Source organism: Thioclava sp. GXIMD2076, from assembly GCF_037949795.1.
Lineage (GTDB): Bacteria > Pseudomonadota > Alphaproteobacteria > Rhodobacterales > Rhodobacteraceae > Thioclava > Thioclava kandeliae.
Genome location: NZ_CP149932.1, coordinates 685,884 through 711,242 on the forward strand (window position 1 = coordinate 685,884; position 25,359 = coordinate 711,242).

General features: G+C 59.5%; 23 protein-coding genes and 3 pseudogenes. 8 read left to right on the plus strand and 18 right to left on the minus strand.

Annotation, left to right across the window (positions count from 1 at the left end):
- Positions 1-28 precede the first annotated feature (28 nt).
- Positions 29-121: pseudogene (locus WDB91_RS03380) on the minus strand (transposase); the annotation flags it as partial.
- A gap of 188 nt (positions 122-309) precedes the next feature.
- Here WDB91_RS03380 and WDB91_RS03385 point away from each other — a divergent pair.
- Together WDB91_RS03385 and WDB91_RS03390 are read left to right on the plus strand one after the other, a co-directional pair.
- Positions 310-517, plus strand: a pseudogene (locus WDB91_RS03385) (IS3 family transposase); the annotation flags it as partial.
- Positions 518-628: 111 nt separating this feature from the next.
- Positions 629-805, plus strand: a pseudogene (locus WDB91_RS03390) (IS3 family transposase); the annotation flags it as partial.
- Positions 806-874: 69 nt separating this feature from the next.
- Here WDB91_RS03390 and WDB91_RS03395 read toward each other — a convergent pair.
- The 5 genes from WDB91_RS03395 to WDB91_RS03415 all read right to left on the minus strand — a co-directional run bounded on the left by WDB91_RS03395 (position 875) and on the right by WDB91_RS03415 (position 6,770).
- Complete coding sequence (locus WDB91_RS03395) at positions 875-1,972, minus strand: flagellar basal body P-ring protein FlgI (protein WP_339113757.1); 1,098 nt, start codon at positions 1,970-1,972, stop codon at positions 875-877.
- A complete protein-coding gene (locus WDB91_RS03400) occupies positions 1,972-2,985 on the minus strand; it encodes a hypothetical protein (RefSeq protein ID WP_339113758.1) in 1,014 nt (337 codons plus the stop codon). The genes WDB91_RS03395 and WDB91_RS03400 overlap by 1 nt, the downstream gene beginning before the upstream one ends.
- A 1-nt stretch (position 2,986) precedes the next feature.
- On the minus strand, positions 2,987-4,441 hold the full coding sequence (gene flgK, locus WDB91_RS03405) for a flagellar hook-associated protein FlgK (protein ID WP_339113759.1): 1,455 nt from the start codon (positions 4,439-4,441) through the stop codon (positions 2,987-2,989).
- Positions 4,442-4,474: 33 nt separating this feature from the next.
- Entirely contained in the window at positions 4,475-5,800 is a 1,326-nt protein-coding gene (locus tag WDB91_RS03410) for a flagellar hook-basal body complex protein (protein WP_339113760.1), read from the minus strand.
- Positions 5,801-5,927: 127 nt separating this feature from the next.
- Entirely contained in the window at positions 5,928-6,770 is an 843-nt protein-coding gene (locus tag WDB91_RS03415) for a flagellar motor protein MotB (protein WP_339113761.1), read from the minus strand.
- A 144-nt stretch (positions 6,771-6,914) separates the two neighbouring features.
- Here WDB91_RS03415 and WDB91_RS03420 point away from each other — a divergent pair, with 144 nt between their 5' ends.
- From WDB91_RS03420 to WDB91_RS03435, 4 genes are read left to right on the plus strand one after another with little or no spacing between them, the layout of a single operon-like run.
- On the plus strand, positions 6,915-7,529 hold the full coding sequence (locus WDB91_RS03420) for a paraquat-inducible protein A (protein WP_339113762.1): 615 nt from the start codon (positions 6,915-6,917) through the stop codon (positions 7,527-7,529).
- Complete coding sequence (locus WDB91_RS03425) at positions 7,505-8,158, plus strand: paraquat-inducible protein A (protein WP_339113763.1); 654 nt, start codon at positions 7,505-7,507, stop codon at positions 8,156-8,158. Before WDB91_RS03420 ends, WDB91_RS03425 begins: the two co-directional genes overlap by 25 nt.
- The gene (locus WDB91_RS03430; protein ID WP_339113764.1) at positions 8,155-10,176 is read left to right on the plus strand and encodes an MlaD family protein; all 2,022 of its coding nucleotides are present in this window, start codon (positions 8,155-8,157) and stop codon (positions 10,174-10,176) included. The genes WDB91_RS03425 and WDB91_RS03430 overlap by 4 nt, the downstream gene beginning before the upstream one ends.
- 11 nt (positions 10,177-10,187) lie before the next feature.
- Positions 10,188-10,775: a PqiC family protein gene (locus tag WDB91_RS03435; protein WP_339113765.1), complete on the plus strand. Its 588-nt coding sequence runs from the start codon at positions 10,188-10,190 to the stop codon at positions 10,773-10,775.
- 52 nt (positions 10,776-10,827) lie between these two features.
- Here the strand turns inward: WDB91_RS03435 and WDB91_RS03440 are convergent, their stop codons facing one another.
- From WDB91_RS03440 to WDB91_RS03490, 11 genes are all read right to left on the minus strand, one after another.
- On the minus strand, positions 10,828-11,379 hold the full coding sequence (locus WDB91_RS03440) for a flavin reductase family protein (RefSeq protein ID WP_339113766.1): 552 nt from the start codon (positions 11,377-11,379) through the stop codon (positions 10,828-10,830).
- 366 nt (positions 11,380-11,745) lie between these two features.
- Positions 11,746-12,120 carry a hypothetical protein gene (locus WDB91_RS03445; RefSeq protein ID WP_339113767.1) on the minus strand — a complete coding sequence of 125 codons (375 nt, stop codon included), beginning with the start codon at positions 12,118-12,120 and terminating at the stop codon, positions 11,746-11,748.
- Positions 12,117-13,205 (minus strand): flagellar type III secretion system protein FlhB, encoded by a 1,089-nt coding sequence (locus WDB91_RS03450; RefSeq protein WP_339113768.1) that lies wholly within the window; start codon positions 13,203-13,205, stop codon positions 12,117-12,119. Before WDB91_RS03450 ends, WDB91_RS03445 begins: the two co-directional genes overlap by 4 nt.
- Positions 13,202-13,972, minus strand: coding sequence for a flagellar biosynthetic protein FliR (locus WDB91_RS03455; RefSeq protein ID WP_339113769.1), 771 nt, complete (start codon positions 13,970-13,972; stop codon positions 13,202-13,204). Before WDB91_RS03455 ends, WDB91_RS03450 begins: the two co-directional genes overlap by 4 nt.
- A complete protein-coding gene (gene flhA / locus WDB91_RS03460; protein WP_339113770.1) occupies positions 13,969-16,050 on the minus strand; it encodes a flagellar biosynthesis protein FlhA in 2,082 nt (693 codons plus the stop codon). The genes WDB91_RS03455 and flhA overlap by 4 nt, the downstream gene beginning before the upstream one ends.
- On the minus strand, positions 16,047-16,445 hold the full coding sequence (locus WDB91_RS03465; RefSeq protein ID WP_339113771.1) for a hypothetical protein: 399 nt from the start codon (positions 16,443-16,445) through the stop codon (positions 16,047-16,049). The genes flhA and WDB91_RS03465 overlap by 4 nt, the downstream gene beginning before the upstream one ends.
- Before the next feature lie 99 nt (positions 16,446-16,544).
- Positions 16,545-17,306, minus strand: a complete 762-nt coding sequence (locus WDB91_RS03470) for a 3'(2'),5'-bisphosphate nucleotidase CysQ (RefSeq protein ID WP_339113772.1) — start codon at positions 17,304-17,306, stop codon at positions 16,545-16,547.
- Positions 17,307-17,319: 13 nt separating this feature from the next.
- Complete coding sequence (locus WDB91_RS03475) at positions 17,320-18,669, minus strand: TldD/PmbA family protein (protein ID WP_339113773.1); 1,350 nt, start codon at positions 18,667-18,669, stop codon at positions 17,320-17,322.
- A gap of 69 nt (positions 18,670-18,738) precedes the next feature.
- A complete protein-coding gene (locus WDB91_RS03480; RefSeq protein ID WP_339113774.1) occupies positions 18,739-20,238 on the minus strand; it encodes a DUF2125 domain-containing protein in 1,500 nt (499 codons plus the stop codon).
- 169 nt (positions 20,239-20,407) lie between these two features.
- Positions 20,408-21,793 (minus strand): adenosylhomocysteinase, encoded by a 1,386-nt coding sequence (gene ahcY / locus WDB91_RS03485; protein ID WP_339113775.1) that lies wholly within the window; start codon positions 21,791-21,793, stop codon positions 20,408-20,410.
- Between the two features lie 88 nt (positions 21,794-21,881).
- On the minus strand, positions 21,882-22,454 hold the full coding sequence (locus tag WDB91_RS03490; protein ID WP_339113776.1) for a hypothetical protein: 573 nt from the start codon (positions 22,452-22,454) through the stop codon (positions 21,882-21,884).
- A 286-nt stretch (positions 22,455-22,740) separates the two neighbouring features.
- Here WDB91_RS03490 and WDB91_RS03495 point away from each other — a divergent pair, with 286 nt between their 5' ends.
- Positions 22,741-23,706, plus strand: a complete 966-nt coding sequence (locus WDB91_RS03495; RefSeq protein ID WP_339113777.1) for a glycosyltransferase family 8 protein — start codon at positions 22,741-22,743, stop codon at positions 23,704-23,706.
- Positions 23,703-24,287, plus strand: a complete 585-nt coding sequence (locus WDB91_RS03500) for a hypothetical protein (RefSeq protein ID WP_339113778.1) — start codon at positions 23,703-23,705, stop codon at positions 24,285-24,287. The genes WDB91_RS03495 and WDB91_RS03500 overlap by 4 nt, the downstream gene beginning before the upstream one ends.
- Here WDB91_RS03500 and WDB91_RS03505 read toward each other — a convergent pair whose 3' ends face one another.
- On the minus strand, positions 24,288-25,325 hold the full coding sequence (locus WDB91_RS03505) for a LacI family DNA-binding transcriptional regulator (RefSeq protein WP_339113779.1): 1,038 nt from the start codon (positions 25,323-25,325) through the stop codon (positions 24,288-24,290).
- Positions 25,326-25,359: the final 34 nt, after the last annotated feature.

Here is a 25,359-nt window from a genome sequence, read left to right on the forward strand (position 1 = left end):
CTCTGGCCGCAGGCAGCACACGCTTGCATTGCTTGGCCTCTCGGCGCCACGCCGAGAGCTGATTGGGCAGGATACCAAACCGCTCCGCCACGGCATTCACCGTCGCACCCACCTCAAAGGTCATCGAAACGGCTAGGGCCTTTGCTTCTTCGGGCCAACTGCGGTGACCTGACGCGCAGATCTCGACGCTCAGCGATTTGAGAAACGAAGTTGTAGCTAACATTGCGAAACGCACTCCCCATCATGAGATGGAAATCACCTCGCATCCGGGACCATCATCCGCAACGTGAGGTCGAGGCGACGCTTACGAAGAACCTTTTGGCCGAACAGATGCTCGATCTCGCAGCAATGAAAGAAATGGTTTCAATAAAGTGCTGACGCCTGTCGTGAAGCGCGAGGCGATCGCGCATCTAAGCGCCTGCCTCACGCTCTCGGAGCGGCGGGGGTGCCGGATTGTCAGTGCGGATCGAAGGATGACTGAAATGAGGTTCAGCGTTCACCGGATCCGGTGCTACGCAATTTGAGGGCTCCACGCCCGGCGCACTTGCGCCAGACGACGAAGCCATATGCCGAGATCCAATCTGGAGACTCTCGTTATGAATGAGGCACCAGCAGGGGGCAGGTCAATGAGATCATTCCCCGGCGTGGTCCGTTGCTGAGCTTCGAAGCCGTCAAATACGCCACGCTGGAATGGGGCGACGGGTTTAATAACCGCCGCCTGCTCGAGCAAATCGGGAAGATTCCGCCCGCGAAGGCGGAGACCAATCTCTATGCAGCTCTGGAAATTGAAGGCATGGCCGCGTGACTAACGAAAATCAGCCTCCGGCAAACCCAGCGCGGTTCACCTGACATAACAATTCCTCTCCATCTCAGCCTAGTTGACGACAAATTCCGCATGCAATGCTCCAGCAGCATTAATGCTCTTTAAAATGTCGATCATATCGCGAGGTGAAACTCCCAATGCATTCAGCCCTGCCACGACTTCGGAGAGTGAATTTCCGCTTGGTACTTCGGCCATCTGAATACCTGGTTCTTCCGTGATAGATGCCTCGGTTCTTGGAACTACGACAGTTTGACCTTCTGCGAATGGATTCGGCTGAACGGCTACAGGAGCCTCTTGCACTCTCAAAGTAAGATTGCCCTGACTAACGGCAACACGGGAAATGCGAACGTTTTCGCCCATAACGATTGTGCCAGAGCGCTGATCAACGACAACCCGCGCTCGCTGTTCCGGCTCTACCTCGAGATTTTCTATCCGGCTCATCACATGTGCTGTAGAGCGCTGGCCTGTCAAACCGACATCAAGTGCAACGGTCCCCGAATCCTGCATCGCTGCGACATTGCGTCCAAAAGCGTTATTTATGACGCTTTCAATTCGGCTGGCGGTTGTAAAATCGGGCGTACGCAACGCAAGCCTAAGTCGATCTAGACTATTGAACTCGAAAGCAATTTCGCGTTCAACATGCGCACCGGATGGGATAGAACCAGATGTCGGAACACCTTGCGTAACCGTTGCTGCATCACCTTGAGCAGTTGCACCACCCGCAATAATTTCACCTTGGGCCACAGCATAGATCTCGCCATCCGCGGCCTTCAGCGGCGTCATAATGAGCGTCCCCCCCAAAAGACTGGTCGCATCGCCAATAGCAGAGACAGTCACATCGATCGAACTTCCAGCACGGGAGAACGGAGGTAATTCGGCTGTTACCAGAACAGCAGCGACGTTTTTCGGCCGCGACGTTTCTCCGGTAACGTTAACGCCCAATCTCTCGAGCACATTCGTCATAATTTCTTCAGTGAAAGGCGCGTTACGTAGGCCGTCACCGGTCCCGTTGAGACCGACGACCAGACCGTAACCGACGATGTCATTACCTCTAACACCGTCAAACTCGACCAAATCCTTAATGCGAATAGGGGACGCCCAAGACACAACGGGCATGACAATCAGTAACAAAGCGAAGATGATGCGCATTAGATATAGTCCGCCAGCGTGAGTTGAGAAAGACGCGATGTGATTTCGTAGAGCGTTTCGAGTTGCGTCTGAGCTGCAATCAGAGCCGTCGATGTCTCATACGGCTCGGCCGTAATCAGGTTATTGCGTGCAATCTCAAGGCTGCTTGCTTCAGCGTCGTTCCGAGTAGCAGTATTGGCAATTGTTTCCTCAATCGCGCCCACCTTTCCGCGTGTCGTAGAAATATTCACTGAAGTCGCGGTGAGCACGGTCCCCCCCTCAACAAGTAGAGCAGACCGGGTGGAGAGATCCAAAGCATTGTCGTCGTTTGCAGCGATACGTGCCAGCATAGCACCCTTCAGAGACTCCCGGATCTCCGATGCGGCTGCGGTGAGTTCCAACTGAACGGTTTCATTTTCGGATATACGTACAGCACCCTGACTATTGTCAGAACCAAGATAAGATTGATCGAGATATCCACCGCCACCGGCGGGCGCGTCAAAGAATGCATTCACAGCTGCAATGATTCCGTCGCTTGTGGTGTCCCCACCGATGTAAGCCATTACCTGCTCATACATTTCGTCCGCGCTCACGACGGCCGGAGTGTCGATCGCGGCACCGCTGAAGACAAAACGGCCAGCGACAGACGAATTCAAAGATGAGACGATCATCGAAAGGCTGCTTTCGCCCTGCGCCGAGAGCGTTTCGACAGAGGTCTGATCTCCCGAGGATCCGATTGAGATCAACTCCGGTCCAAGAGAGATTGCATAGTCTTGGATCGTTTCCAAGGAGTTCTGCATCATCTCTGCTGTCAGGGAGATCTCAGTCGTCGCCAGACTATAGGATTCAAGGTTATCCAAGCTGCGCGAGATAGCAGAAAGTTGGGTATAGTCCCCGCTTACCGCCTTCCCAACATCCGACTTCAGACCAGTGGTCGCCTCTTCACTAAGAGTCGTCACCAGAGTCTTGAGGCTCGTATTGTGCTTACGCAGTGAATAGGCCTGCGCCATATCGCCAACGGAATAATAGCTCATGTCAGAGATCCAGTAGTTCTTGCATTAGACTATCCAGCGTTTGCATTACTTTTGCGTTAGCAGCATAGGATTGCTCGATCACAAGTAGCGATTGCAGCTCCTGATCTGTATCGACCCCGTTGGAAAGCTCTTCCTCGACCAAAGCCTCCTGCTTGGCGGTAGTGTAACTTTCTGTCAATTCAGCGCTTTGACGGGCCGTTGAGTAGTTCGACAACAATTCTGACATCAGACCGGAGGCGGAATAGCTACTGCCACCAAATGCTGACGAAGAGGCTGCGCGGGTCGTACTCAAGGCATCTGCGATATTATTGAGGATCGTACTATCACCCACGTCGCCTGCCGTCGTCGCGTAGATACCGTCACGGACACGCCAGACTTCTCCTCCTTCAGAAGGGTCAATTGCAGCGTTGACCTCGATTCTGCCTGCAATTCCCAACTCGTCAGCGGTATCGAAGGCCGAGCCAGAATCGGTAAAGAAGCCAGCGCTTCCAGTTGTGATCGTCGTGTCGACATCGGAAGAGCTCAAACGTTCGATCAGGTCTCTTGCCACGGTATCGAGCTGTTCCTGTGCAGCCGGTGCCAATTCGTCTCGCACTGCGAAAAGCGCCGAGAGCGTGCCACCACCAAGTGCCCCATCCTCCGTCGTGTTAATTTCTTTGCCGTTCACAGTCAGACCAGAGAGCGTACCGCCCTCTAAAGAGAAATTCGCGGCCATCCGGCCGGTTTCGGTAAATCCAACCTCGTAGACCTTGCCGTCAAGCAAAGTTGCGCCGTTGGAAGTATAGATGGCTACCTGACCATTATCGCGCTCTTTGATTTCGAGAGGAACAATTTCTGAAATCTGGTCGATCAAAGCCTGACGCTCGTCCATCAAGGCCGTCGCATCACGGCCATTCGTCGTAGCCTTTAGAATCTCGTCGTTCAGATCATCGACTTGGTTCAGAGTGGTATTCAAAAGATCGACTTGGTTAGCGATCTGCTTATCCGCACTCAGACGGATGTCGTTGATTTCATCCGACATCGAATTCAACTGCTCGGCGACGGCCTTTGCGGTGTTGACCACCGTCGTCAAACGACCTGTGCTATCGGGCGAGCTCGCAGCCTCGACCAGCGCAGATTCAAAGCTTGCCATCTTTGCCGAAAGAGAATTGGCGTCGGTCGGATCACCAATCATATCCTCGACTGACGCATAGAAATCGGCGGTTACGCTTGCTTCACCAGCCGCAGCATCCGCAAGACGGCGGTCCTGAAGCAGGCTTTCGTTCACCTGACGGGAAATCCCGTCTATTTTCACACCATATCCAACACCGCCAGAGGAGACAGCCGAGGTTTCGACAGTCCGCCGCCCGTACCCTTCCGTCATTGCATTCGCAACGTTGGACGAGACGACTTGGGCCATCTTGCTCGAGACGGTCAGCCCCGAAAGCGCGTTGGTAAAGGCAGCGGAAAGTGACATCTTCTGTCTCCTCAGAGATGAATTATCTCAAGATCAGCGTTTGATATTGGTGGTTTCTTGCAGCATCTCGTCCACGGTCTGGATGACCTTCGCATTGGACGAATAGGCACGCTGCGTCTGGATCAGGTCCGTCAGTTCTTTGGCCACATCAACGGCGGACCCTTCACGGGCATACCCCTCGATGCCGCCGGTCGGGCCATCCCCTGCATTCCACAGGAAGAAGCCGCCCGATTCGCCCGAAACCTGGAAGGTCTGGCTATCGAGTGCGGTCAAACCATTGGCATTCGGCACATCAACCATCGGGATCTGGTAGATCGTGCGAATGAAGCCGGTGTCATAGGTCGCATTCACATACCCGTTTTCGTCAACCTCGACCGAGGTCAGGCTGCCTACAGGCGAACCGTCGCGGGTCACCGAAGACGGCGAGAACGTATCGGACAGCTGCGTCAGGCCATTCGTGCCATATTGCGTGCCGAGGTTGATCTCGATCGGCCCCCCCTCGACTTCGACCGTGATGATACCGGTCGTTGCATCCCAATCCGTGCCCGCGGTCGACGTGCGCGTTACATCAGACAGCGTCCCGCCATTGATCCGGTCATCCGCAAATTGCAGCGTGTAGGTTCCCACGATATTCGCATCAGGATCCGTGCTGGTATCAATCGCCGAATCGCGGATTTCCATCGTCCACTCGTTCGACGCGCCTGCAGAGGGCACAGTGGGTGTGAAGGTCACTTCCAGCGTCTCGGAAGTGCCGAGGTTGCCGTAATATTCAACCGACAGCGTCTGGGCTTCGCCCGTCGCATCGGCTTCGGTATCAACGGCCGGAAGGTTCACGCCCATATTAATTTCGGTCGTGGGGTCACCCGCAGTCTGGTTCGGGTTGATGACGATCGGTTCAAGACCCGCGGTCGAATCGCGCGGATAGCTCGGGATAGTCCCGTCTGCAGTTGCGGGCCAGCCAAGCAGAACCAAGCCGGATTCAGTCCGCAGGATACCGTCCTCATCGGTCGAGAACGAGCCGGTCGTTGTCATCATCAAGGTCTGGTCTTCAGTTCCGTTCTCGACAGCCGTCGCCGTGGTCACCGGAAGGAAGCCGCGGCCAGTCACGGCCAAATCAAGTGCGTTCGACGTGCTGACAAGGCTCGCACGTTCATCGATCAGGCGGTTGGTCGTGGCGGTCACACCCCCGGCGCTATAAGAGCCCGCGGTTGAAGAAATGACCATGCTTTCGAACTCGGTATTCACGCGCTTGTACCCGTAGGTCGACGAGTTGGCGATATTGTCCGAGATTGCCGAGAGCTTGGTAGAGTTCGCTGCCAGGCCGGCAACGCCTGCATTAAGCGAGGAGGAAATCGACATTTATGCGCCTTTCTGCTGCTACGTGTCGTTCGATCTCCAGCAGATTTGCCTTAGCCCTCTTAAGATCACCCTAACGAATAAAATTCTTACTGAAATTGCCTCCTCACCGGAGCGAGGAGGCGCCAGATCAGTTACGCAAAAGGATGATTTCCAGCCGGTTATTCCGGATCGACATCGGAATATCACTGGCAGGCTTACGATCTGCGAATCCTGTAACCCGTTGGATTCTTTTTGTTTCAAAGCCGTCCTGCTGCAGAAGCTTCCGCACCTGCTGCACCCGCTCTGTCGAAAGATCCCAGACAGGATTTGTTCTGAGCATTTCCGGGTAGGAACGGGTAAACCCGTTAATTGCTACCTCGTTGGGCACAAGCGTAAAGACACGAGAAACCATGGCGACCAGCTCTTCGAGAATCGGTTCAGGTGTTCCTGTTTCGGGCGCGAAAAGCGGCTCGTCGACAAGATCGAAGAATTCGACAATGAGCCCCTCATCGGTGACCTTCGTCACGATATGCTTGGCCAACTGGTCGGTGACCATGGACTCGCCGCCCACACCCATCAACGCTTCCTCGATCTTGGCCGCGACCTGGTCGAATTCGGCAGAATCGCTTTCATCCTTCGCCTCCGAACCGTTCTGGCCTTTGGCCTGACGCTGCTCGGTTGGAAGGTTCATCGATGCGCCGGTGCCCATCTGGGCAATCGTCTCCTCGGAGAAAACGGAATCGCCACCGAAGGAACCATCTCCGCCGCCGGAAATCCGGTTTACGGCAATCGTCGGGTTGAAATAATCCGCGATCCCTTTGCGCTGTTTCTCGGTTGTCGCGTTCAACAGCCACATCAGAAGGAAGAACGCCATCATCGCGGTCACGAAATCCGCATAAGCGACCTTCCATGCGCCGCCGTGATGCCCGCCACCGCCAGACACCTTCTTACGTTTAATAATAATCGGGGCCTGATTATCACCAGAGCTCATGCCACCACCTCGTTTTCACCCGAGTTGGTTCTAGCAGAGCACAATTAAACACTGTTTAACGTTTAAAATGCGTGGTATTTAAGCCTCACTCGAAGTCGTGCGCTTGTATGCGCGCCCCACTCAGCTAAATTACCCGATATGAATATGACGGAAGATCACAGCAAGCTGATGGCTTGCCCGCATTGTGATACGCTGCACCATCTCTCTGACCTCGAGGAGAATGAACGCGCGACCTGTGCCTGCTGCGGCACGTTGCTGATCGCTCCGCGCCATCGGTCCTTCCTGCATGTCGTCGCACTGTCCTTTACCGCCATGATCCTGATGGTTGCGGCATTCTGCTTTCCGTTTCTCGAGATTTCCACGCGCGGGCTCTCGCATGAAAGCTCCGTCCTCGGCGCCGCAGCCGCCTTCTCGGGCGGCTGGTTCGCCCTCCTTTCGGCCGCGACGGTGGGGGTGATTATCGGGGTTCCCGTCTTCCGCTTCGGCGCGTTGATCTATGTCCTGCTGCCGCTCAGCTTCGGACATAAGCCATGGCCAAAGGCCCGCGGCATTTTCCGTCTGGCCGAGCGTCTGCAGCCATGGTCCATGGCCGAGATCTTCATCATCGGTACGGCTGTCGCACTTGTCAAAGTCGGTGGCCTGGCCACCATCTCCTTCGGGCCCGCCTTCTGGGCCTTCTGCGCGCTGATCATCGTTATGGCGCTAAAAAACAGCTTTATGAGCAAGTGGGTAATATGGGACGCCATCGGGAAGAACTGAAATATCTGTCTGCGACGGATGCAGGGCTGATCGGGTGCCGTCAATGTGGCCGTGTCTGGCCCGAGGACCATGCCCGTTGCGAGCGCTGCGGTGCGAGACTGCATCCGGTCAGTCTCAAATCCCTCGACAAAGTCTGGGCCTATTGGTGGGCGGGGCTCATCGCCTATATCCCCGCCAATATCTACCCGATCATGCACACGAAATTCCTTGGTTCGGATACGCCCTCCACCATCATCGGGGGGGTGCTGACGCTTGTCGGCCACCATAGTTACGGCATCGCGGCCATCGTCTTTGTCGCCTCGGTCTGTATCCCGATCGCGAAATTCATTGCCGTCGCCTATCTGGCCCTCTCGGTGAAATCCGGCACGGCACAGCCGAATGCCTCCTCGGACGGGCACAAGCGGCTCGTTCTCTACGAGATTGTGGAGTTCATTGGCCGCTGGTCGATGATCGACGTCTTCGTTGTGGCGATCCTCTCCGCCCTCGTCCAGCTGGGCTTCGTGGCCTCCATCCATCCGGGCTCGGCCGCCGCCGCCTTTGCCCTGTCCGTGGCATTCACCATGCTCTCGGCCCAAAGTTTCGATCCACGCCTGATCTGGCGTAGCGTAGAAAGACCCAGTTCCGAATGACCGAAGTTCCCAAACCCGCCGACCTGCAGAAAACGCAGGCCAAGAAACCCCTCTGGGCCCGCCTGTCACTAATCTGGCTGGTGCCGATTTTCGCGCTGCTCGTCACGGGCTATGTCGCATGGCATACCTATTCCGACAGGGGCGCGCTGATCTATGTCGATTTCAAGGATGCCACAGGCATCACGGCCGGGGAGACCGTTCTGAAATACCGTGAAGTGACGGTCGGCACCGTTGAGTCCGTGGGTTTCACCAATGATCTCAGTGGTGTTCGCGTGGGGATCCGCGTCCATAGCGATGTCTCGAAATATATCGACAAGGATGCACGCTTCTGGATCGTCAAACCGGAATTCTCGGCACAGGGGATCTCGCGGCTCGACACCGTCCTCTCGGGCGGCTTCATTCAAGGATATTGGGATAACAAACCCAACGGTGCCCAGAGCGAATTCGAAGGTCTCGACAAGGCCCCGGTGACCGAAGACCCCAATTCGGGCACCCAGATCATCCTGCGCGCGCGCGATGCGGGCGGGCTCGCCGAGGGCGCGCCGGTCATCTATCGCGGCCTCACCGTCGGCAAGATCCAGAACCTGCGTCTGGACGAGGGCGGCAGCGGCGTGCTGATCGATGCCTTCATTAACAAACCCTATAACTCGCGCCTGACCACCACGACGCGGTTCTGGGACGCCTCGGGTATTTCGGTCAATCTCGGCACCAGCGGTGTCTCGGTCAACATGCGCTCGCTCGCCTCCATCGTGCAGGGCGGGGTCGAATTCGATACTCTGGCCACGGGCGGCAGCTTCATCCAGAACGGCTTCCCCTATCGCCTCTTCAGCGACGAGAACGAGGCCCGCAACTCCATCTTCGGCGGCGAGTTCTTCGAGCCCGCCCGCTATACGCTGCTCTTCGACGAGCCGGTGCAGGGCATCGAGATCGGCACCAAGGTCGAGTTCCGCGGCGTCGAAGCGGGTGAGGTCACCGACCTGTCGATCAAGGTCGACGAGGATAGTCTTGGCACCAAATATGCGCGCCAGCAGGTGGTTATCTCGCTCTCGCCCGAACGTCTGGGTCTGGAGCGCAACACCGATAACGACATCGTCACGCAGTTCCTGCAGAACGAGGTCGCCAACGGCCTACGCGCCCGCATCACCGGCAGCGGCCTGCTGGGCCAGACGCTCGTGGTCGAGCTGACCGATGTGCCGGACCGGCCGCAAGCGGAGATGGACACCTCCGCCTCGCCCTACCCGACCATCCCGACCGCACCACAGACGGCCAACTCGCTGGCCACCTCGGCGGAAGGCGTGTTCAAGCGGGTCGAGAGCCTGCCGATCGAGGAACTGATGACCTCGGCCACGCAGATGTTCCAGTCGATTACCGCCATTGCTGGTCAGGATCGCACCAAACAGATCCCCGACGAGCTTGCCGGCACGCTGGGCGAGATCCGCAGCCTCGTGAACGATCTGAACGCCAACGACACCGGCAAGAAGGCCTCGGATGCGATCGACAATGTCTCGAAAGCGGCCGACAGCGTGATGACCCAGATCGACGGGCTCAACGACACGCTGGCCTCCGCCGACAAGGCAGCACAACGGATCTCCGAGATGCCGCTGGGCGAGATCGGCGACAAGGTCGACGGTATTCTGGGCGATCTGCGCAAGATGCTGAACAGCCAGGGCGCCGAGGATCTGCCGCAGAATCTCTCGGATACGCTCAACCAGCTGGCACAGTTGCTGCGCGAGCTACGGGAGGGCGGTGTTGCCGAGAAACTCAACGGCACGCTGACCGCGGCACAGGATGCAGCAGGTTCGATCCAGTCGGCGACCGATCGTCTGCCCGCGCTGACGAAACAGTTGCAGGATCTGACGACGCAGGCGCAAGGTCTGGTGGGCGCCTATGGAGATCGCTCTACCTTCAACTCGCAGGTCATGGACACGCTGCGCGACCTCCGCCGCACGATCGATGCGGTCGGCTCGCTGGCGCGCATGATCGAACGTAACCCGCAAGCCTTCATTACGGGGCGCTGAGGATGAATGTGATGAAACCAACGACCCTATCGTGCATCGCCGCCGCGCTTGTGGCACTTGCGGCCTGCTCCAACCCGCTGGATACGGCGCAATATGCCATCGATCCGCCCACGGCCAAGGACACGCTTCCCGACCGTCTGGGCCGCGCCGAACTGCGCGAGATCTCCCTGCCCGATTACGCCTCGGGTCAGGAGATCGCCTTCCAGACGGCAGATGGCGCGCTGCGCTCGAGCCCCGACAATATCTGGGCAGATGCGCCGCGCCGGTCGATGACGCTGGCGCTGGCACGCCAGATCTCCGAGATGTCGGGCGCCACCGTCGTGGCGGAACCCTGGCCACTGGCCTCGGAGCCGCAACGCCGGATCGAGGTGCGTGTAGAACGGTTCATCGCCGCAGCCGATGGGGCCGTGCACTTGGACGGGGTCTATTATGTCTCGCCCGCCAGCTATTCCGCCTCGGGCGGGGACACGGTGCACCGTTTCGCCATCGCGGTGCCAATGAATGGCCCCACCGGCAAGGATGCCGATCCCGGTCTGATCGCCCGCACCCAGAGTGCCGCTCTCAGCCAGCTGGCGGCACAGATCGCCCAACTCAAATAGCCCAAAAAGAAAAGGCCCCGAAATCGGGGCCTTTTTTACGGAGAAATCGTCCTCACAGGCTTTCGAATTTGCCGAATTTGCCATGGGCAAAGAGCATCGGCTCACCCGTTCCGCTGGCAAAGCGCAGGACGCGTCCGATAATGATCGTATGGTCGCCGCCCTCATGCATCGTCTCTGTCATACAGTCGAAACGCGCATGATAGCTGTCCAGAACCGGCACATTCTCGGCATTGAACCCATGCGGCAGCCCGTCGAACCCCTTCCCGTCGCGCCCGAAGCGCGAGATCAGATCGGCCTGCCCGTCATGCAGCACATGGATCGAGAAGGCCTTGGCGGCGGTGAAATGCGCATGCCTCACCGAGGCCCGCGCCGGAGACCACAGCACAAGCGGCGGATCGAGCGACACGGAGGCGAAACTATTGGCCACGATCCCTAAAGGCGCAGCCTCCGGCTCGTCGCGGCGCGCGGTGACCACGGTCACGCCGGTCGCAAAGCGCCCCAGAGCCGTTCGCAGCGACCGGATATCCGCCGGATTTGCCAGCTGGACGCTCCCGCTCTCTTCAGCTGCCCCAATCGCTGCGTCTATTCTATCGCTTTCCGTCATTGTGATCCCGTCTGTTTGCCGCTGAGCAACAGATAACCCGTCCTCCCGGCGGTGCAACCCTTTGTATCACCCTGCCGTGAGACAGACAGGGGCCGCTTCTGTCCGGTGTAACTGCAGACGGCCCGCATTTTGGACCCTACGCGAAAAAGGTGCATATTTTTTGTTCATTTGATTATTTTAACCCCGTTTTCTCTGACAATCCCCCCTTAGGCTTTGAGGAAAGTCGCGAAATCGCGGAGAGTGGAGATACGGAATATATGCTTCTTTCCTTCAGGTTCCTGCAAAGGCACCCATAGAGCTGTCTGATCGAAGCCGGTCCTCCTCCCCCGAAACCGGTCAGACAGCTCTCCTCCCTCCCCGATAGCGTCACTCCTGTTTACGCAGCTTCTCGATCTTTGCCTGATCGCGGAGCTGTTCGTCGATCCGGGTCAGCGCCATGTGCTGGCCGAAGCGCCGCGCCGAACGCTGGCGCGCCTGTTCGACCTGCGCATCCATGCCGCGCTTTTCCTTCTCCAGCGCGGCCACCTTGCGGCCCGCCCAGGAGCGATAGGATTCGATCATCTTCAGATCGGTCATATCCTGCACCGGCTGACGCAGAGCAGTGCTGGCCGAAGCGTTGATCTCGCCCTGTTTCATTGCCAGCAAGTCCTGTGCCTGTTTCAGCCGCGCCAGCTTCCCCAGTTCGACGTCTTTCATCATCGCTGCAATAGCGATCATCCGTGAATATCCCTGCTGGCTCATGCGCCCCTCCTCTGCCGCGCGCGCTGGCGCATCTTGTCCGCAAAGCGGATCGCCGCTGCCACCGGCTTGTAATGCTCGGTCTTGATCTCGTCCCCGATATCGAGCGTCGCGTAAAGCGCGCGCGTGGTCGGCGGATCGCGATGGATCGGAATATTGTTCTCGGCGGCGATCTCGCGGATCTTCAGCGCGATATCATCCACCCCTTTGGCGATGCAGACCGGCGCACGCTTGGCCGCGCGGTCCCATTTGAGCGCGACGGCATAATGGGTCGGGTTGACCAGAACCACATCGGCCTTCGGCACTTCACCCATCATCTGGTTCATCGCGATCTCGACCCCGCGCTGACGGCGCTGTGCCTTCATATGCGGGTCGCCCTCGGCCGATTTCATCTCGTCCATCAGTTCCTTGCGGGTCATCTTCTGGCGTTTCAGGAACTCGTAGCGTTGCCAGAGATAGTCGATCGTGCTGATGACCACCGCCAGAAGCGTCACAAGCGCCAGAAACTCGAGGATGATATGCATCAGGTCTTTGGTGGCCAGGTCAACGCCAACCCGCTGCGAGATCAGTATCCGGTTGATATGACGCGAGATAAACCAACCGAGTAGAACCGAGACAACCACTAGCTTCACGAAGCTTTTCACGAATTCGAACAGCCCCGTCGGCCCGAATTTCTGCTTGGCATTGGCAAGCGGGTTGATGCGGCTGCCTTTCGGCATCAGCTTGTCCGGTGCGAAGACGATCGCCTTCTGAACCAGCAAGGCCGCCAGAACGAGCACCATCGGCACGATGAACCACATCACCAGCGGCGTCACCACCTCACCCAGAATGGCTCCGGCAACGGTCGAGGCCCCCGAGTCCATCTGCTCCTGCAGCATATCGGCCTTGCCCAGAAAATCCATCAGGCGGGAGCCAAGCGTCATCAGCGTATTGCCCCCGAACGCATAGGATGCCAGCAGCACGCCAGCATAAGAGGCCGCAACGGTCATCTCGGCGGATTTGACAAGGTCGCCCTTCTCGCGGGCCCGATCCAGCTTCTGCTGTGTGGCCTCGTATTCCTTTTCACTTTCGTCTGAATCCCCGCTCATCGCATCACCGACAGGGGATTGAAGAGGAAATCACCGAAGGCCTCACGCCAGACAACCAGCCCCGTGGGGAGCGCAACCGCCATGAGGAGGATCCCGCCCAGAGTGATGGCGGGAGCGCCGACCATCGCCACCATCAGCTGCGGCATGGCGCGGTTGATGACCCCGAGCGCGGCGTTATAGACGAGCCCCAGAACCACGAAGGGCATGGCAATGGAGAAGGCCAGACGGAAAGCTTTTGCCACCCCTGCCACGCCCCAGTCACGCACCAGATCGGGGGCCGGAAACTGCGCGAAAGGGAAGGCCTGATAGGACCCGATCATCAGCTCGGCCGCTTGCACATGCAGCCCCATCGCAAAGGCCAGCGCCACCCCCGCCATCGACAGCATGAAGCCCACCGCCGGCTGGGATTCACCGCCCATGCCGAACATCTGCGCAAGCGACGTGGCCTGCGCGATGATCATTCCTGCGGTCTGCAGCGCATACATGAACATCCGCATGATCACCCCGATCAGCAGCCCGATCGCGGTCTCGGGCAGGATAACATCCAGACCGATCTCATGCGGCAGGCCCATCAGATCGGGGCTGACCGCGGGGGCCACAACTGCCGTGAAGGCCAGCGCCATCGCCAGTTTCACGCGGGTCGTCAGGTAGCTCTCACCGAAGCCCGGCATGACCGAGACCATTGCCCCCACCCGCAGGAACACGGCAAACGCGATCATGAAGCCCTGATGGGTCAGATCCAGCACCTGCGCGGCAAGATCGATCATACCGGCACCACCCCGAGCATTGCGGGTTTCGCATCCAGACCGATTTCCTCGAAGGACAGAACAGGCGCGGCAATGCCCTTTGCTCCGAGCACGGTCTTGATATAGCGCCGCCGGCGCGCCGAGGTCACGATGGCCGGGAACACGCCCTGCTCGCCCACCCGCGCGATCCGTTCGGCGATGTTATTGACCAGCCGCGAGAATTTCTCGGGCGGCAGCGCGATATCGCCATTCCCGTTATTGTCCGGCAGCTGATAGGCACTGAAGGTCTCTTCCCATTCGGGGGCCAGCTGCAGAAGCGGCAGCGTGCCATCCTCTCGCCGGTATTCAGCCACAAGCTGGAAGCCCAGACGCTGGCGCACATGCTCGGTGATCATCTCGGGCGAGGACATGCCCCGAGCCTCGGCGATCGCCTCGACGATCAGGAGGAGATTGCGGATCGACACCCGCTCTTCCAGGAGCAGCCGCAGAACGGCCAGAAGCATGTCGATGGACACCTTGTCGGGAACCAGCTCGTCGAGGATACGGCGGTTGGCCTCGCCTCGTGCCGGATCGCTGAGATTGCCCACCTCTTCGAGCAACCGGCGAAGCGCCCTGAGCGTCATCAGACGGCCGAAATTCGATTTGATAACCTCGAGGAGATGGGTCGCCAGCACCTCGGTCGGGCTCACCACCGTCGACCCGCTGAGCGCCGCTTCTTCCTGTGCATCCTGCGGCACCCAGCGCGCGGGCGCGCCATAGACCGGCTCGCGCACATTCTCACCCTTGGGCAGCAGTTCGGCATTATCGGCCAGAAGCGCCAGCACCTTTTCCGGATAGAGCCTGTCACGCGCCTGCTCGACCCCCTGAATACGGATACGGTATTCACCGGGCGCCAGTGTGGAATCGTCGGTCAGCCGGATCTCGGGCAGGATAAGCCCGAAACTCGAGGCCACATGGTTGCGCATATTGTTGATCCGCACATCAAGGCCGGTGGCAGGATCAAGCGCCATCGCCACCAGATCGGCGGAGAACTCGACATGGATATCATCCACATCCAGCACATCACCCATGGATTTTTTCTTCTTGGGTTCGGGCGGCGGCACGCGCATTGCGGCCTTCGCCTCCTCTTTGCGGGTTTTCTTGTGCAGGTAGAAGGCCGAACCTCCCAGCGCGGCAGCCCCCAGCATGAAGGGCGTGAAGGGCAGGCCCGGCACCAGAGCGAAGAGCGCCATCAGCACTCCCACGGTGATCAGCGCCGGCGGATATTTCGAGAGCTGGCCGAACAGATCGCTATCGGCCGTGCCGCTTGCGCCGCCACGCGACAAAAGGATCGCGGTGGCGATGGAGATGATGACGGCGGGGATCTGGCTGACCAGACCATCGCCCACGGTCAGGATCGCGTAGGTTTCGAGCGCGCTCATCAGCGGCATCCCGTGCACCGCCATGCCGATGGTCAGGCCGACGATCATGTTCAACAGCGTGATCATCAGACCCGCAACCGCATCGCCCTTCACGAATTTCGAGGCCCCATCGAGCGAGCCGAAGAAGGTCGTCTCCTTCTGCTCGCGCTCGCGCCGTGCGCGCGCCTCGGCGTGATCGATAGCACCGGCGCTCATATCGGCATCAATGGCCAGCTGCTTGCCCGGCATCGCGTCGAGTGCGAAACGGGCGCCCACCTCGGCCATCCGGCCCGCGCCCTTGGTGATCACGATGAAGTTCACGATCAGGATCACGCAGAATACCACAAGGCCGATCAGGACCGAGCCGCCCATGATGAAGTTCGCAAAGCCCTCGATCACGCCGCCTGCGGCGCCGGTGCCGGTATGACCCTGCCCGATGATCAGTTTGGTCGAGGAGACGTTGAGCGAGAGCCGCAGCATCATCGATGTCAGCAGGACCGTCGGGAAGGACGAGAAATCGAGCGGCCGCTCGATGAACAGCGTCACGGTGAAAATCAGGATGGCGATGGCAAAGGATACCGCCAGCCCCAGATCCAGCACCCATGACGGCACCGGAAGGATCATCATAACGATGACCGCCATCAGGGCGAGGGCCAAAAGGATCGTCGGCTGGAAGATCTGCGCGATGGTGAGTTTCACGGCTGCTCCTCCGCAATCTCGAGATCATCGCTACCGGCGGAGATATCCTCCATCGGCTCCATCATCGGCGGTGCGATGGCAAAAAGGCTCCCCGCAGCGGTCGAAGAGGCTGCCGTGCCCTGCTGGAAGAAAGGATAGGTATTGATCCGGGGCTCGGGAGGCTCTTCCGCCTGCCTGTCGGCCCGCAGCACGCTGCCATCGGGAAGCTGCGCGATCTCCGGCATCTGCGGAAGATCCGGCAATGCATCGGGGTCATCCGAGGATGCCGGATCGTTCCAGACCGACATCAGATCGGCACGCAATGCCGAGAGCGGCGCATCCTCCGCAAAAGCCCCGGACGAGAGCCCGAGGAGACCGAGTAAAAAGACAGCCACCAGCCGCCGGAATTCAACCATGGGATTCGCCCCGCAAACGCAATTCTTGCTTTGTGGGACGCTAGGCCGAAATCGTTAGCAATTGGTAACCAGCGACTTTTATTAAAGTTTTATAGGATGTCAGTTCCGCAGCTGTGCCATGAAATCCGCATGCAGCTCGGGCGGCGCAACAACCAGCCCGTCTTCCTGACATTCAGGGCGGTTGAACCCGAAGGGCTCGCCCAGACGGTTGGTCACGGTGACCCCTGCCCGCTCGGCAATCAGACTGGCCGCGGCCACGTCCCATTCCCAGGATTTCCGCATGGAAATCGTCGCATCGAACCGGCCTTCGGCCACCAGACAGAGCCGCCATGCCATCGACGGCCGCAAAGAGCGCTTGTAGCCCGGGAACCCGTTCAGCCAGATCCCCGGATCATCGCTGAATTTCGAGGTCAGCACGGTCGCGCCGCGGATCCGCGTCGCGTTGCTGGGCCGGATCGGCGTCCCGTTGAGAAGCGCGGGGCCATCGGCTGTCGCGGTATAGGTCAGCGCAAGGGCCGGCATATGCACCACGCCCGCCACCACGCGCCCGTTCTCGACCACCGCAATCGCCTGTCCGAAGCCCGGATCCTCATTGAGGAATGCCCGTGTGCCATCAATCGGATCGATGATAAAAACACGTTCGTTTTCAAGCCGCTCGGTGCTGTCCACGCTTTCTTCCGAAAGCCAGCCGTAATCAGGCCGCGCGCCCCGCAACCGCGCTTCGAGGAAGTCGTTCACCGCCAGATCGGCCTCGGAGACAGGGCCCGCATCGGCAGGCTTGTTCCACGCCTCGGGCGACTGCTTCCAGTATTTCAGCGACAGATCCCCCGCCTCGCGGGCGACACTTTCCAACAGTTGCAAATCGTGTCGATAGTTACTCACCGGCAAGCGTCAACCCCTCGACCAGAAGCGACGGCACCACATGGCTCAGATGGGTGCGTGCGTCATTCGCGGCCACAAGCCCCCTCAGCATATCGCGCAAATTACCCGCGATGGTGCATTCATTCACCGGATAGACGATCTGCCCGTTCTCGACCCAGAACCCGCTGGCCCCGCGCGAATAATCGCCCGTATTGGGGTTGATCGTCGCGCCAATGAACGAGGTCACCAGAAGTCCGGTGCCCATCTCGGCCAAAAGCTCGCTTTGGGATTTCGTTCCTTGGGTCAGGGCGATATTGCCCGCCGCCGGCCCCGGCGCCGAAGACAGACCGCGGGAGGCATTGCCGGTGCTTTCCAGCCCCAGTTTACGTGCGGTCGCCAGATCCAGCGTCCAGCTTTTCAGGATCCCGTTCTCGACGATCACCCGCTTGGCGGTCGGCAGACCTTCTGCATCGAACGGACGCGAGCCCTGCACACGCACGCGATGCGGGTCCTCGAGAAGCGACATCCCCTCGGGCAGGACCTGCTCGCCCATCGCATTTCGCAACCATGACGACCCGCGCGCCACAGAGGAACCGTTTACCGCCGAGAGTAGATGCGAGATCAGGCTCGACGACACCCGCTCGTCGATCATTACCGGATAGGCTCCGGTTTTCGGACGGCGCGGGTTCTGGCGGGCCACAGTGCGTTCTGCGGCCAGACGGCCAACCTCTTCAGGGCTCGGCAGATCGGATTGGAAGATGCGGCTTTCACCTGCGTAATCACGCTCCATCTTCAGGCCCTCACCCGAGATCGCCACGCCCGAAAGCCCACGCGAAGAGCGCGCATAGCCGCCCGAGAAGCCATTGCTCGCGGCCAGCTCGACTCGCTGACGGGTGAAGGAGGCCGAAGCCGCCGAGACCTGAGTGATCCCTTCCACGCCCAAGGCCGCAGCCTCCAGACGCAGCGCATCCTCTTCCAGCGCCTGCGCGCTCGGGTCTTCGGTTGGATCGTTCAGCTCGAGCACCGCCAGATCCCAGTCACGCGCCAGCTGCGAGGGGTCGGCAAGCCCTGCATAGGGATCTTCGGGCGCGATACGGGCCATAGTGACGGCGCGCTCGGCCATATCACCAATGGTCCGGTCGGAAATATCGGAGGCCGACACGCAGGCCTGACGCCCGCCGATCAGCACGCGCAGACCGATCTCCACGCCCTCGGCGCGCTCGGCCTGTTCCAGAGCTCCCTGCCGCACGTCGATGGACACGGCCGTGCCATCCACCGCCATTGCATCCGCAGCTTCCGCACCGGCCTTCTTGGCCGCGTCCAGAAGCCGGGCTGTCAGATCGCTAAGATCGGTACCAGACATGGGATCTCCTTCCGTCAGATGGCAAGACGCCCGGCGCGGGCCGGGCGACTCACACGAGTTTGATTGCTCTTACTGGATAGTTTGGCCGTTTGCCAGAATATGCCCGTCTTGGGTGAATTCCAGATCGGTCTCCATCGCATCGTCGCCGGTTGATCTTGCATATAGCCCGAGAATCATCTGGGCAAACATTGCCTGATCCTGCGGTAGAAGCCCCATCTCGGTCAGTTTGCCCATCAGACCCTTGGCCCCGCTCAGCGCCAGATGCACCTTACCCACAGGCCACGGCATTGCAGAACCGCCATCGAAGGTCACCGCACCATTGCCCGTCAGGTCGAGACCCACCGCATTGAGATGCAGCAGATCGAGATTGAGATCGCGCAATTCGCCCGGCGAGACCGGCAGCTGGCCGAAATTCTCGTCGAAGAGGTCCTGATTGACCTTGGCATGGCCCGAAAGCTTCAGCTCCAGCTGCGCCGGATCATGGGGCAGCTTGCCCTGCGGGTCCAGCATCCGCCAGATCTGGTCATCGAGCGTCACACCTTTCAGGGCCAGATCCACCCCGAAAGGCTTGAGTGCAGCGCCTTTGGTCGTTGGGAAGCTCAGCCCGCCTTCCGCATGGTCAAGCCCGAAGGATGCCTCGAAGGGCATATTGGGGGCCAGCACATCCATTTTGATCGCGTCACCAACGGCATGATAGCGAGCAGTGCCATCCATCATGCTGACAGTCTGGCTGCCATGATCGGCCGCGAAATGGATCTTGGCATCGCCATCCTCGGACTGGGTCTCCAGATCGAGTTTGATCGGGCCGGTCGTGCTATCGAGCTGGCTCGACACACCGGGCGCGCCATAGGCCCCTACGGCTTCGAGTTTCACACCGGCAGGGATCGCCGTTGCCATCTTGCTATCGATCTGTTGTGCCCCGCCCGAAACGGTGAAGCTGCCACCGGCCGGATCGGTGCCTTTGCCGTTCAGCGAGGCGCTGTCGATATGATAGCTGCCCGTCTGCTGCGAGCCCTCGCGCAGGTCGACGGTATAATCCCCCTTCACACCGGTCAGCCCGAAGGTCAGATCGGTCGGAAAATCGGCCTCGGGCTGGTGGACGGTCTGGCGCATCCCCAGCGTCAACGCCTCGAGCCCCATCTGGTAATGCACATTCTTCGGGTCGCCAGAGGCCACGATATCATCGCCCGTCAGATCGAACTCGGTCGTGGAGCTGACGAGATCCTTGCCATCACCGCCTACGGTTTTGCCCACACCCTTGATCTGGTCGGACACATCCACACGCACACGCCCGTCACCGATCTCGATGAATTCGATCTGCGGAACCGTAAAGCTGTTGGAGGTTTTCACCTCATCCGTCACGTTATTATCGCGCGCAAGGGTGATGCCGGAGACCGTCAGGCCCTTTTCGGTCGGCGTCACGGATCGGGCAGAGACCTCGAAGCCCATGCCGCGATAGAGATCCTGCACATTGTCCCAAACATCCTGCGCCGTCACATCCGCGAAACCGGCGCTGCCGATCATTGCCAGACAGGTCGCGGTTACCGCAACCCCAGTAATCCGAGCCATCAAAAGCCCCCTTCAACGAAATTTCGCCCACAATCCAGCCTGCCGCCCGCCGCGTCAACCCCGTCCGCCCGACCGGACCGATCATCTTCTCGTTGTTACACGGCGTCGTTTGCCTCCAAAGAAAAAGCCCCGGCGCGAACCGGGGCTTCGGGATCATCTGATCGATAGATCAGTAACGGTAATGCTCGGGCTTATAGGGGCCCTCTACCGTTACACCGATATATTCGGCCTGATCGGGCTTCAGTTCGGTCAGCTTCACGCCAATCCGCGCCAGATGCAGACGGGCGACCTTCTCGTCGAGCGCCTTGGGCAGGATGTAGACGCCCGGCTGATAGTCCTCGCCCTTTGTCCACAGCTCGATCTGCGCCAGAACCTGGTTGGTGAAGGAGGCCGACATCACGAAGGACGGGTGACCGGTCGCGTTCCCGAGGTTCAGCAAGCGGCCTTCGGACAGAAGGATGATACGGTTGCCCGAGGGCATCTCGATCATATCCACCTGTTCCTTGATATTGGTCCATTTGTGGTTCTTCAGAGCCGCAACCTGGATCTCGTTATCGAAGTGACCGATATTGCCGAGGATCGCCATATCCTTCATCTCGCGCATATGCTCGATGCGGACAATGTCCTTGTTGCCGGTGGTGGTGATGACGATATCCACATCAGCGATCACGTCTTCCAGCAGCACGACCTCGAACCCGTCCATCGCGGCCTGAAGCGCGCAGATCGGGTCGACTTCGGTCACCTTCACGCGGGCACCTGCACCACGCAGCGAGGCTGCCGATCCTTTACCCACATCGCCATAACCGCAGACAACAGCGACCTTACCCGCCATCATCACATCGGTCGCGCGGCGGATGCCGTCCACGAGCGATTCCTTACAGCCGTATTTATTGTCGAATTTCGACTTGGTGACGGAGTCGTTGACATTGATCGCGGGGAAGGGAAGCTGGCCCTTCTTGTGCAGATCATAGAGGCGGTGCACGCCGGTAGTGGTCTCTTCCGACACACCCTTGATCGCGTCGCGGGTCTTGGTGAACCAGCCCGGGGATTGCTCCATACGCTTTTTGATCTGCGCCTTGATGACGGCTTCCTCTTCCGATTGCGGCACGGGAATGATGTCCTCGCCCGCCTCGGCGCGCGCGCCAAGCAGAACGTAGAGCGTCGCGTCACCACCATCATCGAGGATCATATTGGCGCCTTCAGGGAACTGGAAGGAGCGGTCAAGATAATCCCAGTGCTCTTCCAGCGACTGGCCTTTGACGGCAAAGACCGGAACACCGGACTCGGCAATGGCCGCTGCCGCGTGATCTTGGGTCGAGAAGATGTTGCACGAAGCCCAGCGGACATCCGCGCCAAGAGCCACAAGGGTCTCGATCAGCACGGCTGTCTGAATGGTCATATGGAGCGACCCGACGATACGCGCGCCCTTGAGCGGCTTGGATGCGCCAAATTCGCTACGGCAGGCCATCAGGCCCGGCATTTCGGTTTCAGCAATGTCCAGCTCTTTGCGCCCGTACGGTGCCAGAGCGATGTCCTTGATCGCATAATCAGCCATGGTCGGCTCCCAACTTATATCTGTTGGAAGCCTACCTAGCACTCAGGCTGGCTTTCGGCAATTGAACGCCGGCAATTAACGTGGTCACTTATCCCTTAACGGGAAGAATTTCGGCGCTTTCGAGCATAGCAACGGGGCTGTCTCCACGCTCCCAATCCATACCCGAGGACAGCACGCAAGCCACACCATCCGCGCGATTGTAGATGGCAGTCCATGTGCCCATCACATCGGAGGCCCAGAACTCGATCGAGCGTTGATCGCCAATCTTGCGTTCCATACGCATATTCTCGGCGAAATCATGGTTGAGGGTCGCGTCGAGCGTGACCGGCTGGTCGCAATAGGGAACGTTGGTGACCTGATCATCGCCGATCTGCTGGATCTCGTCAAAGAGCGACAGATCGCCATTGCCATAGATCGGCCCCATCGGACCATCCATCGGGCGGCCCATATCGGCCTCCCCCATATTACCCTGATAGGCAACATCCTGAACATCATGTGCAGTTGCTGGCTCGGCCTGCGCTGCTGCCGTTCCGATCTGCGGAATCTCCATCTCGATCGAGCCTATGCCATTGACCTTGGACATGGCGACCGTAACGGGAAGTGCCACCGCAAGAGCGGAAGCGGCGGTGAGTGCTGCAATTTTCTTCGGGCCGAGGCGCATGATGTTCCTCCTTACGTCCTGTTCGTGACCTCAACGCGCCGTGTCCGTATTTGTTCCCGAATTGCTGGTTTGACGTCATATCCGGCCTGAATCAGGCACAAAGCTCTCCCGCACCGCCACATATGCGCCGCGTGGAAGAGGTCTTCCCCTAGCCTGTAAAAACCTGATAATCCCGACCAGCCCGATGGGAGCCATCAGCCGCCCGGCGCTTGGATCGACCATAGGGCCAGAGTGATTTCAAATGGGTTAAGTGACGTTAACGTCATAGGGCCTGCGGGAGAAAATAGTGACAATAAAGGTAAACGCCAACCGGCCCGCAACCCATCGCAAAGCCATCATCTTCTGCTGTGACAATGGCTATCTGCCTTACGCGGCGCTCGCGGCAGAGCAGATCCTGCACTCGACGCCGACCCATGATTTCGATATCTGCATCGCCTTCAACGAGCGTCCCGTCACCATCCCCGAGAGCCTTGCACATTTGGGCATCCGTTTGCTGAAGGTCGATATCGGCACGATGTTCGAGGGACTCCGGCTGGACGCGGGCAAAAGCCATGACGTCTATCTGCGCCTCGCACTGCCGCAGGCGCTGGCCGACGACTATGACCGCATCCTCTATATGGATTCCGATATCTATGTGCAGGGCGGGGATTTCTCGGCGCTGATGGCGACCGATCTGGGCGACCGGCCTCTGGGGGCCGTGCGCGACAATATCCAGTGGCGCAGCCCGGGTCGCCGCGCGACCCAGTTCAAGCGGCTCGGCCTGCCGGCTGCGCCCTATTTCAACGCCGGTGTCCTATTGATGGATGTGGCCAACTATATCGCGAGCGGGCTTCTGGAGGCCTGTCTGGATCTGGGGCGCCGCGAAGCCCCGCGGATGATCCGCCACGACCAGAACCTTTATAATTCGGTGCTACAGGGCAACTGGGCCGAACTCAGCCCGTTCTGGAACTGGCAATATAGCTGGGCGGCGCGGTTCTTCTGCGATGTGCAGGGGCCGAATGTCATCCATTTCATCGGAAATTCCAAACCGTGGAAGGACAAGGACGGGCAATTCCCGCCCCGCTTCCGCCAGCATTACAGCCGCTTCATCCGCACCCATTTCCCCGAGCATGGCGATTGCCACATCCCCGAGGCGCAGCTGCCCCCTGATGGTGCGCGCATGCGCAAGATGCTGATCAAGCATCTTCTCTCCTCGAAGGCGATCGCCCGCTATCTTGCCCGCTTCCCCACCGATCTGACGGTGATCAAATGAAACGCGCATGGCAAAGGATGCTCTCGGGGCGCAGGCTGGATCTCTTGGACCCGACACCTGTGGATATCGAGATCGAGGATATTGCCCACGGGCTGTCCTTCGTGGCGCGCTGGAACGGGCAAACCATGGGGGACTGGGCCTATTCGGTGGCCGAGCATTCCATCCTCGTCGAGGAGATCTTCGGACTTCTCTATCCCAAGGCACCGCCCAGAGAGCGGCTCGCCGCCCTTCTGCATGATGCGCCCGAATATGTGCTGGGCGATATGATCTCGCCGGTGAAAGCGGCAATAGGGCAGGATTACGGCATGCTTGATGCTCGGCTGACAGCGGCGATCCATCTGCGCTTCGGCCTGCCCGCGCAGATCAGCCAGCAGCTCAAGCGCCAGATCAAGCGGGCCGATATCGTCTCGGCACGGCTCGAGGCAGAGCGGATTGCCGGCTTTTCCACGGAAGAGGCCGACAAGATCTTCGGCAAGGTCAAACCCGCGCTGGCAGAACAGCTCCGGCTCCAGCTACGCCCGCCGCGCGAGACGCGCGAGGCGTTTGTCGCGCGCCATAACAGCCTGCTCGAGGCGTTCTAATCAGGCTTTGCGGATCGTATCGCCGGGCTGCAGCACCGGCTCCAGCACGATTTTCTCGCCGCCGATCATCCCGCTATGTGGCACGCCGGCAATGATCTCGGCCGCCTTCAGCCCGATCTCGCGGCGGCAGGAATCCATCGTCGCCAGACGGCGCGAGAATCCATCAAGAAGACGCAACCCGTTGAACCCCGCCATCCCGATTTGACCCGGCACGTCATAGCCGTTATCAAGGCACCAGAGCATGCCGCCTGCCCCGATCATGTCGTTCGAGTAATAGAGGAAATCGAGATCGGGCGAGCGTGTCAGGATGGCCTGGGTCATCTCGCGCCCCTTGGCGAGCGCCGAGCCACCGCCATAGAATTCCTCATCCGAGATCGTGAGCCCCACCGCGGCGAGCCCTTCCTTGAAGCCTTCGAAACGCTTCCGTGCGCGGTGGTCCTCGGGCATCTTGGAGCCAAGGAAGCCGATCTTCTTGTAGCCTGCCGCAACGATCGCCTCGGCCATCTGCAGCCCTGCGCGGCGATGCGAGATCCCCACAACGGAATCAACGCCCTCGCCATCGGCATCCATGATCTCGACCACCGGAATGCCGGCGTTTTCCAGCATCGCCTGTGCCGCCTCGCTATGCTCGAGCCCCGCGATGATCACACCTGACGGGCGCCAAGACAGCATCTCGTAAAGAACGCTTTCCTCTTTCTCGGGCGAATAATCGGTCACGCCCACAACAGGTTGCAGGCCGCTGCCCTCGAGCCCGTCGGAAATCCCCGCAAGCACCTCGGGGAAAACGAGATTGCCGAGGGACGGGATGATCACCCCCACAAGATTGACCCGCTGCGAGGCAAGCGCCCCCGCGATCTTGTTGGGCACATAGCCAAGGCTCTTGGCCGCCTCCAGAACCCGCGCCCGCGTGCTGGCCGAGACATCGCCACGATTGCGCAGCACACGGCTGACCGTCATCTCGGACACGCCGGAGGCTTCGGACACATCGCGCAGGGTCAGCGGGCGTCGCGTATCATTGGGCGTTCTGGTCACGGGCATGTCCTCAAAAGCTGTTTATTCTTGTTAGCGCCAA

Coding starts and splice junctions, on each gene's coding strand:
- WDB91_RS03395 (WP_339113757.1), bottom strand. CDS start 1,972: ATGCGCATCATCTTCGCTTTGTTACTGATTGTCATGCCCGTTGTGTCT.
- WDB91_RS03400 (WP_339113758.1), bottom strand. CDS start 2,985: ATGAGCTATTATTCCGTTGGCGATATGGCGCAGGCCTATTCACTGCGT.
- flgK (WP_339113759.1), bottom strand. CDS start 4,441: ATGTCACTTTCCGCTGCCTTTACCAACGCGCTTTCGGGGCTGACCGTC.
- WDB91_RS03410 (WP_339113760.1), bottom strand. CDS start 5,800: ATGTCGATTTCCTCCTCGCTTAATGCAGGCGTTGCCGGCCTGGCAGCG.
- WDB91_RS03415 (WP_339113761.1), bottom strand. CDS start 6,770: ATGAGCTCTGGTGATAATCAGGCCCCGATTATTATTAAACGTAAGAAG.
- WDB91_RS03420 (WP_339113762.1), top strand. CDS start 6,915: ATGACGGAAGATCACAGCAAGCTGATGGCTTGCCCGCATTGTGATACG.
- WDB91_RS03425 (WP_339113763.1), top strand. CDS start 7,505: ATGGGACGCCATCGGGAAGAACTGAAATATCTGTCTGCGACGGATGCA.
- WDB91_RS03430 (WP_339113764.1), top strand. CDS start 8,155: ATGACCGAAGTTCCCAAACCCGCCGACCTGCAGAAAACGCAGGCCAAG.
- WDB91_RS03435 (WP_339113765.1), top strand. CDS start 10,188: ATGAAACCAACGACCCTATCGTGCATCGCCGCCGCGCTTGTGGCACTT.
- WDB91_RS03440 (WP_339113766.1), bottom strand. CDS start 11,379: ATGACGGAAAGCGATAGAATAGACGCAGCGATTGGGGCAGCTGAAGAG.
- WDB91_RS03445 (WP_339113767.1), bottom strand. CDS start 12,120: ATGAGCCAGCAGGGATATTCACGGATGATCGCTATTGCAGCGATGATG.
- WDB91_RS03450 (WP_339113768.1), bottom strand. CDS start 13,205: ATGAGCGGGGATTCAGACGAAAGTGAAAAGGAATACGAGGCCACACAG.
- WDB91_RS03455 (WP_339113769.1), bottom strand. CDS start 13,972: ATGATCGATCTTGCCGCGCAGGTGCTGGATCTGACCCATCAGGGCTTC.
- WDB91_RS03465 (WP_339113771.1), bottom strand. CDS start 16,445: ATGGTTGAATTCCGGCGGCTGGTGGCTGTCTTTTTACTCGGTCTCCTC.
- WDB91_RS03475 (WP_339113773.1), bottom strand. CDS start 18,669: ATGTCTGGTACCGATCTTAGCGATCTGACAGCCCGGCTTCTGGACGCG.
- WDB91_RS03480 (WP_339113774.1), bottom strand. CDS start 20,238: ATGGCTCGGATTACTGGGGTTGCGGTAACCGCGACCTGTCTGGCAATG.
- ahcY (WP_339113775.1), bottom strand. CDS start 21,793: ATGGCTGATTATGCGATCAAGGACATCGCTCTGGCACCGTACGGGCGC.
- WDB91_RS03490 (WP_339113776.1), bottom strand. CDS start 22,454: ATGCGCCTCGGCCCGAAGAAAATTGCAGCACTCACCGCCGCTTCCGCT.
- WDB91_RS03500 (WP_339113778.1), top strand. CDS start 23,703: ATGAAACGCGCATGGCAAAGGATGCTCTCGGGGCGCAGGCTGGATCTC.
- WDB91_RS03505 (WP_339113779.1), bottom strand. CDS start 25,325: ATGCCCGTGACCAGAACGCCCAATGATACGCGACGCCCGCTGACCCTG.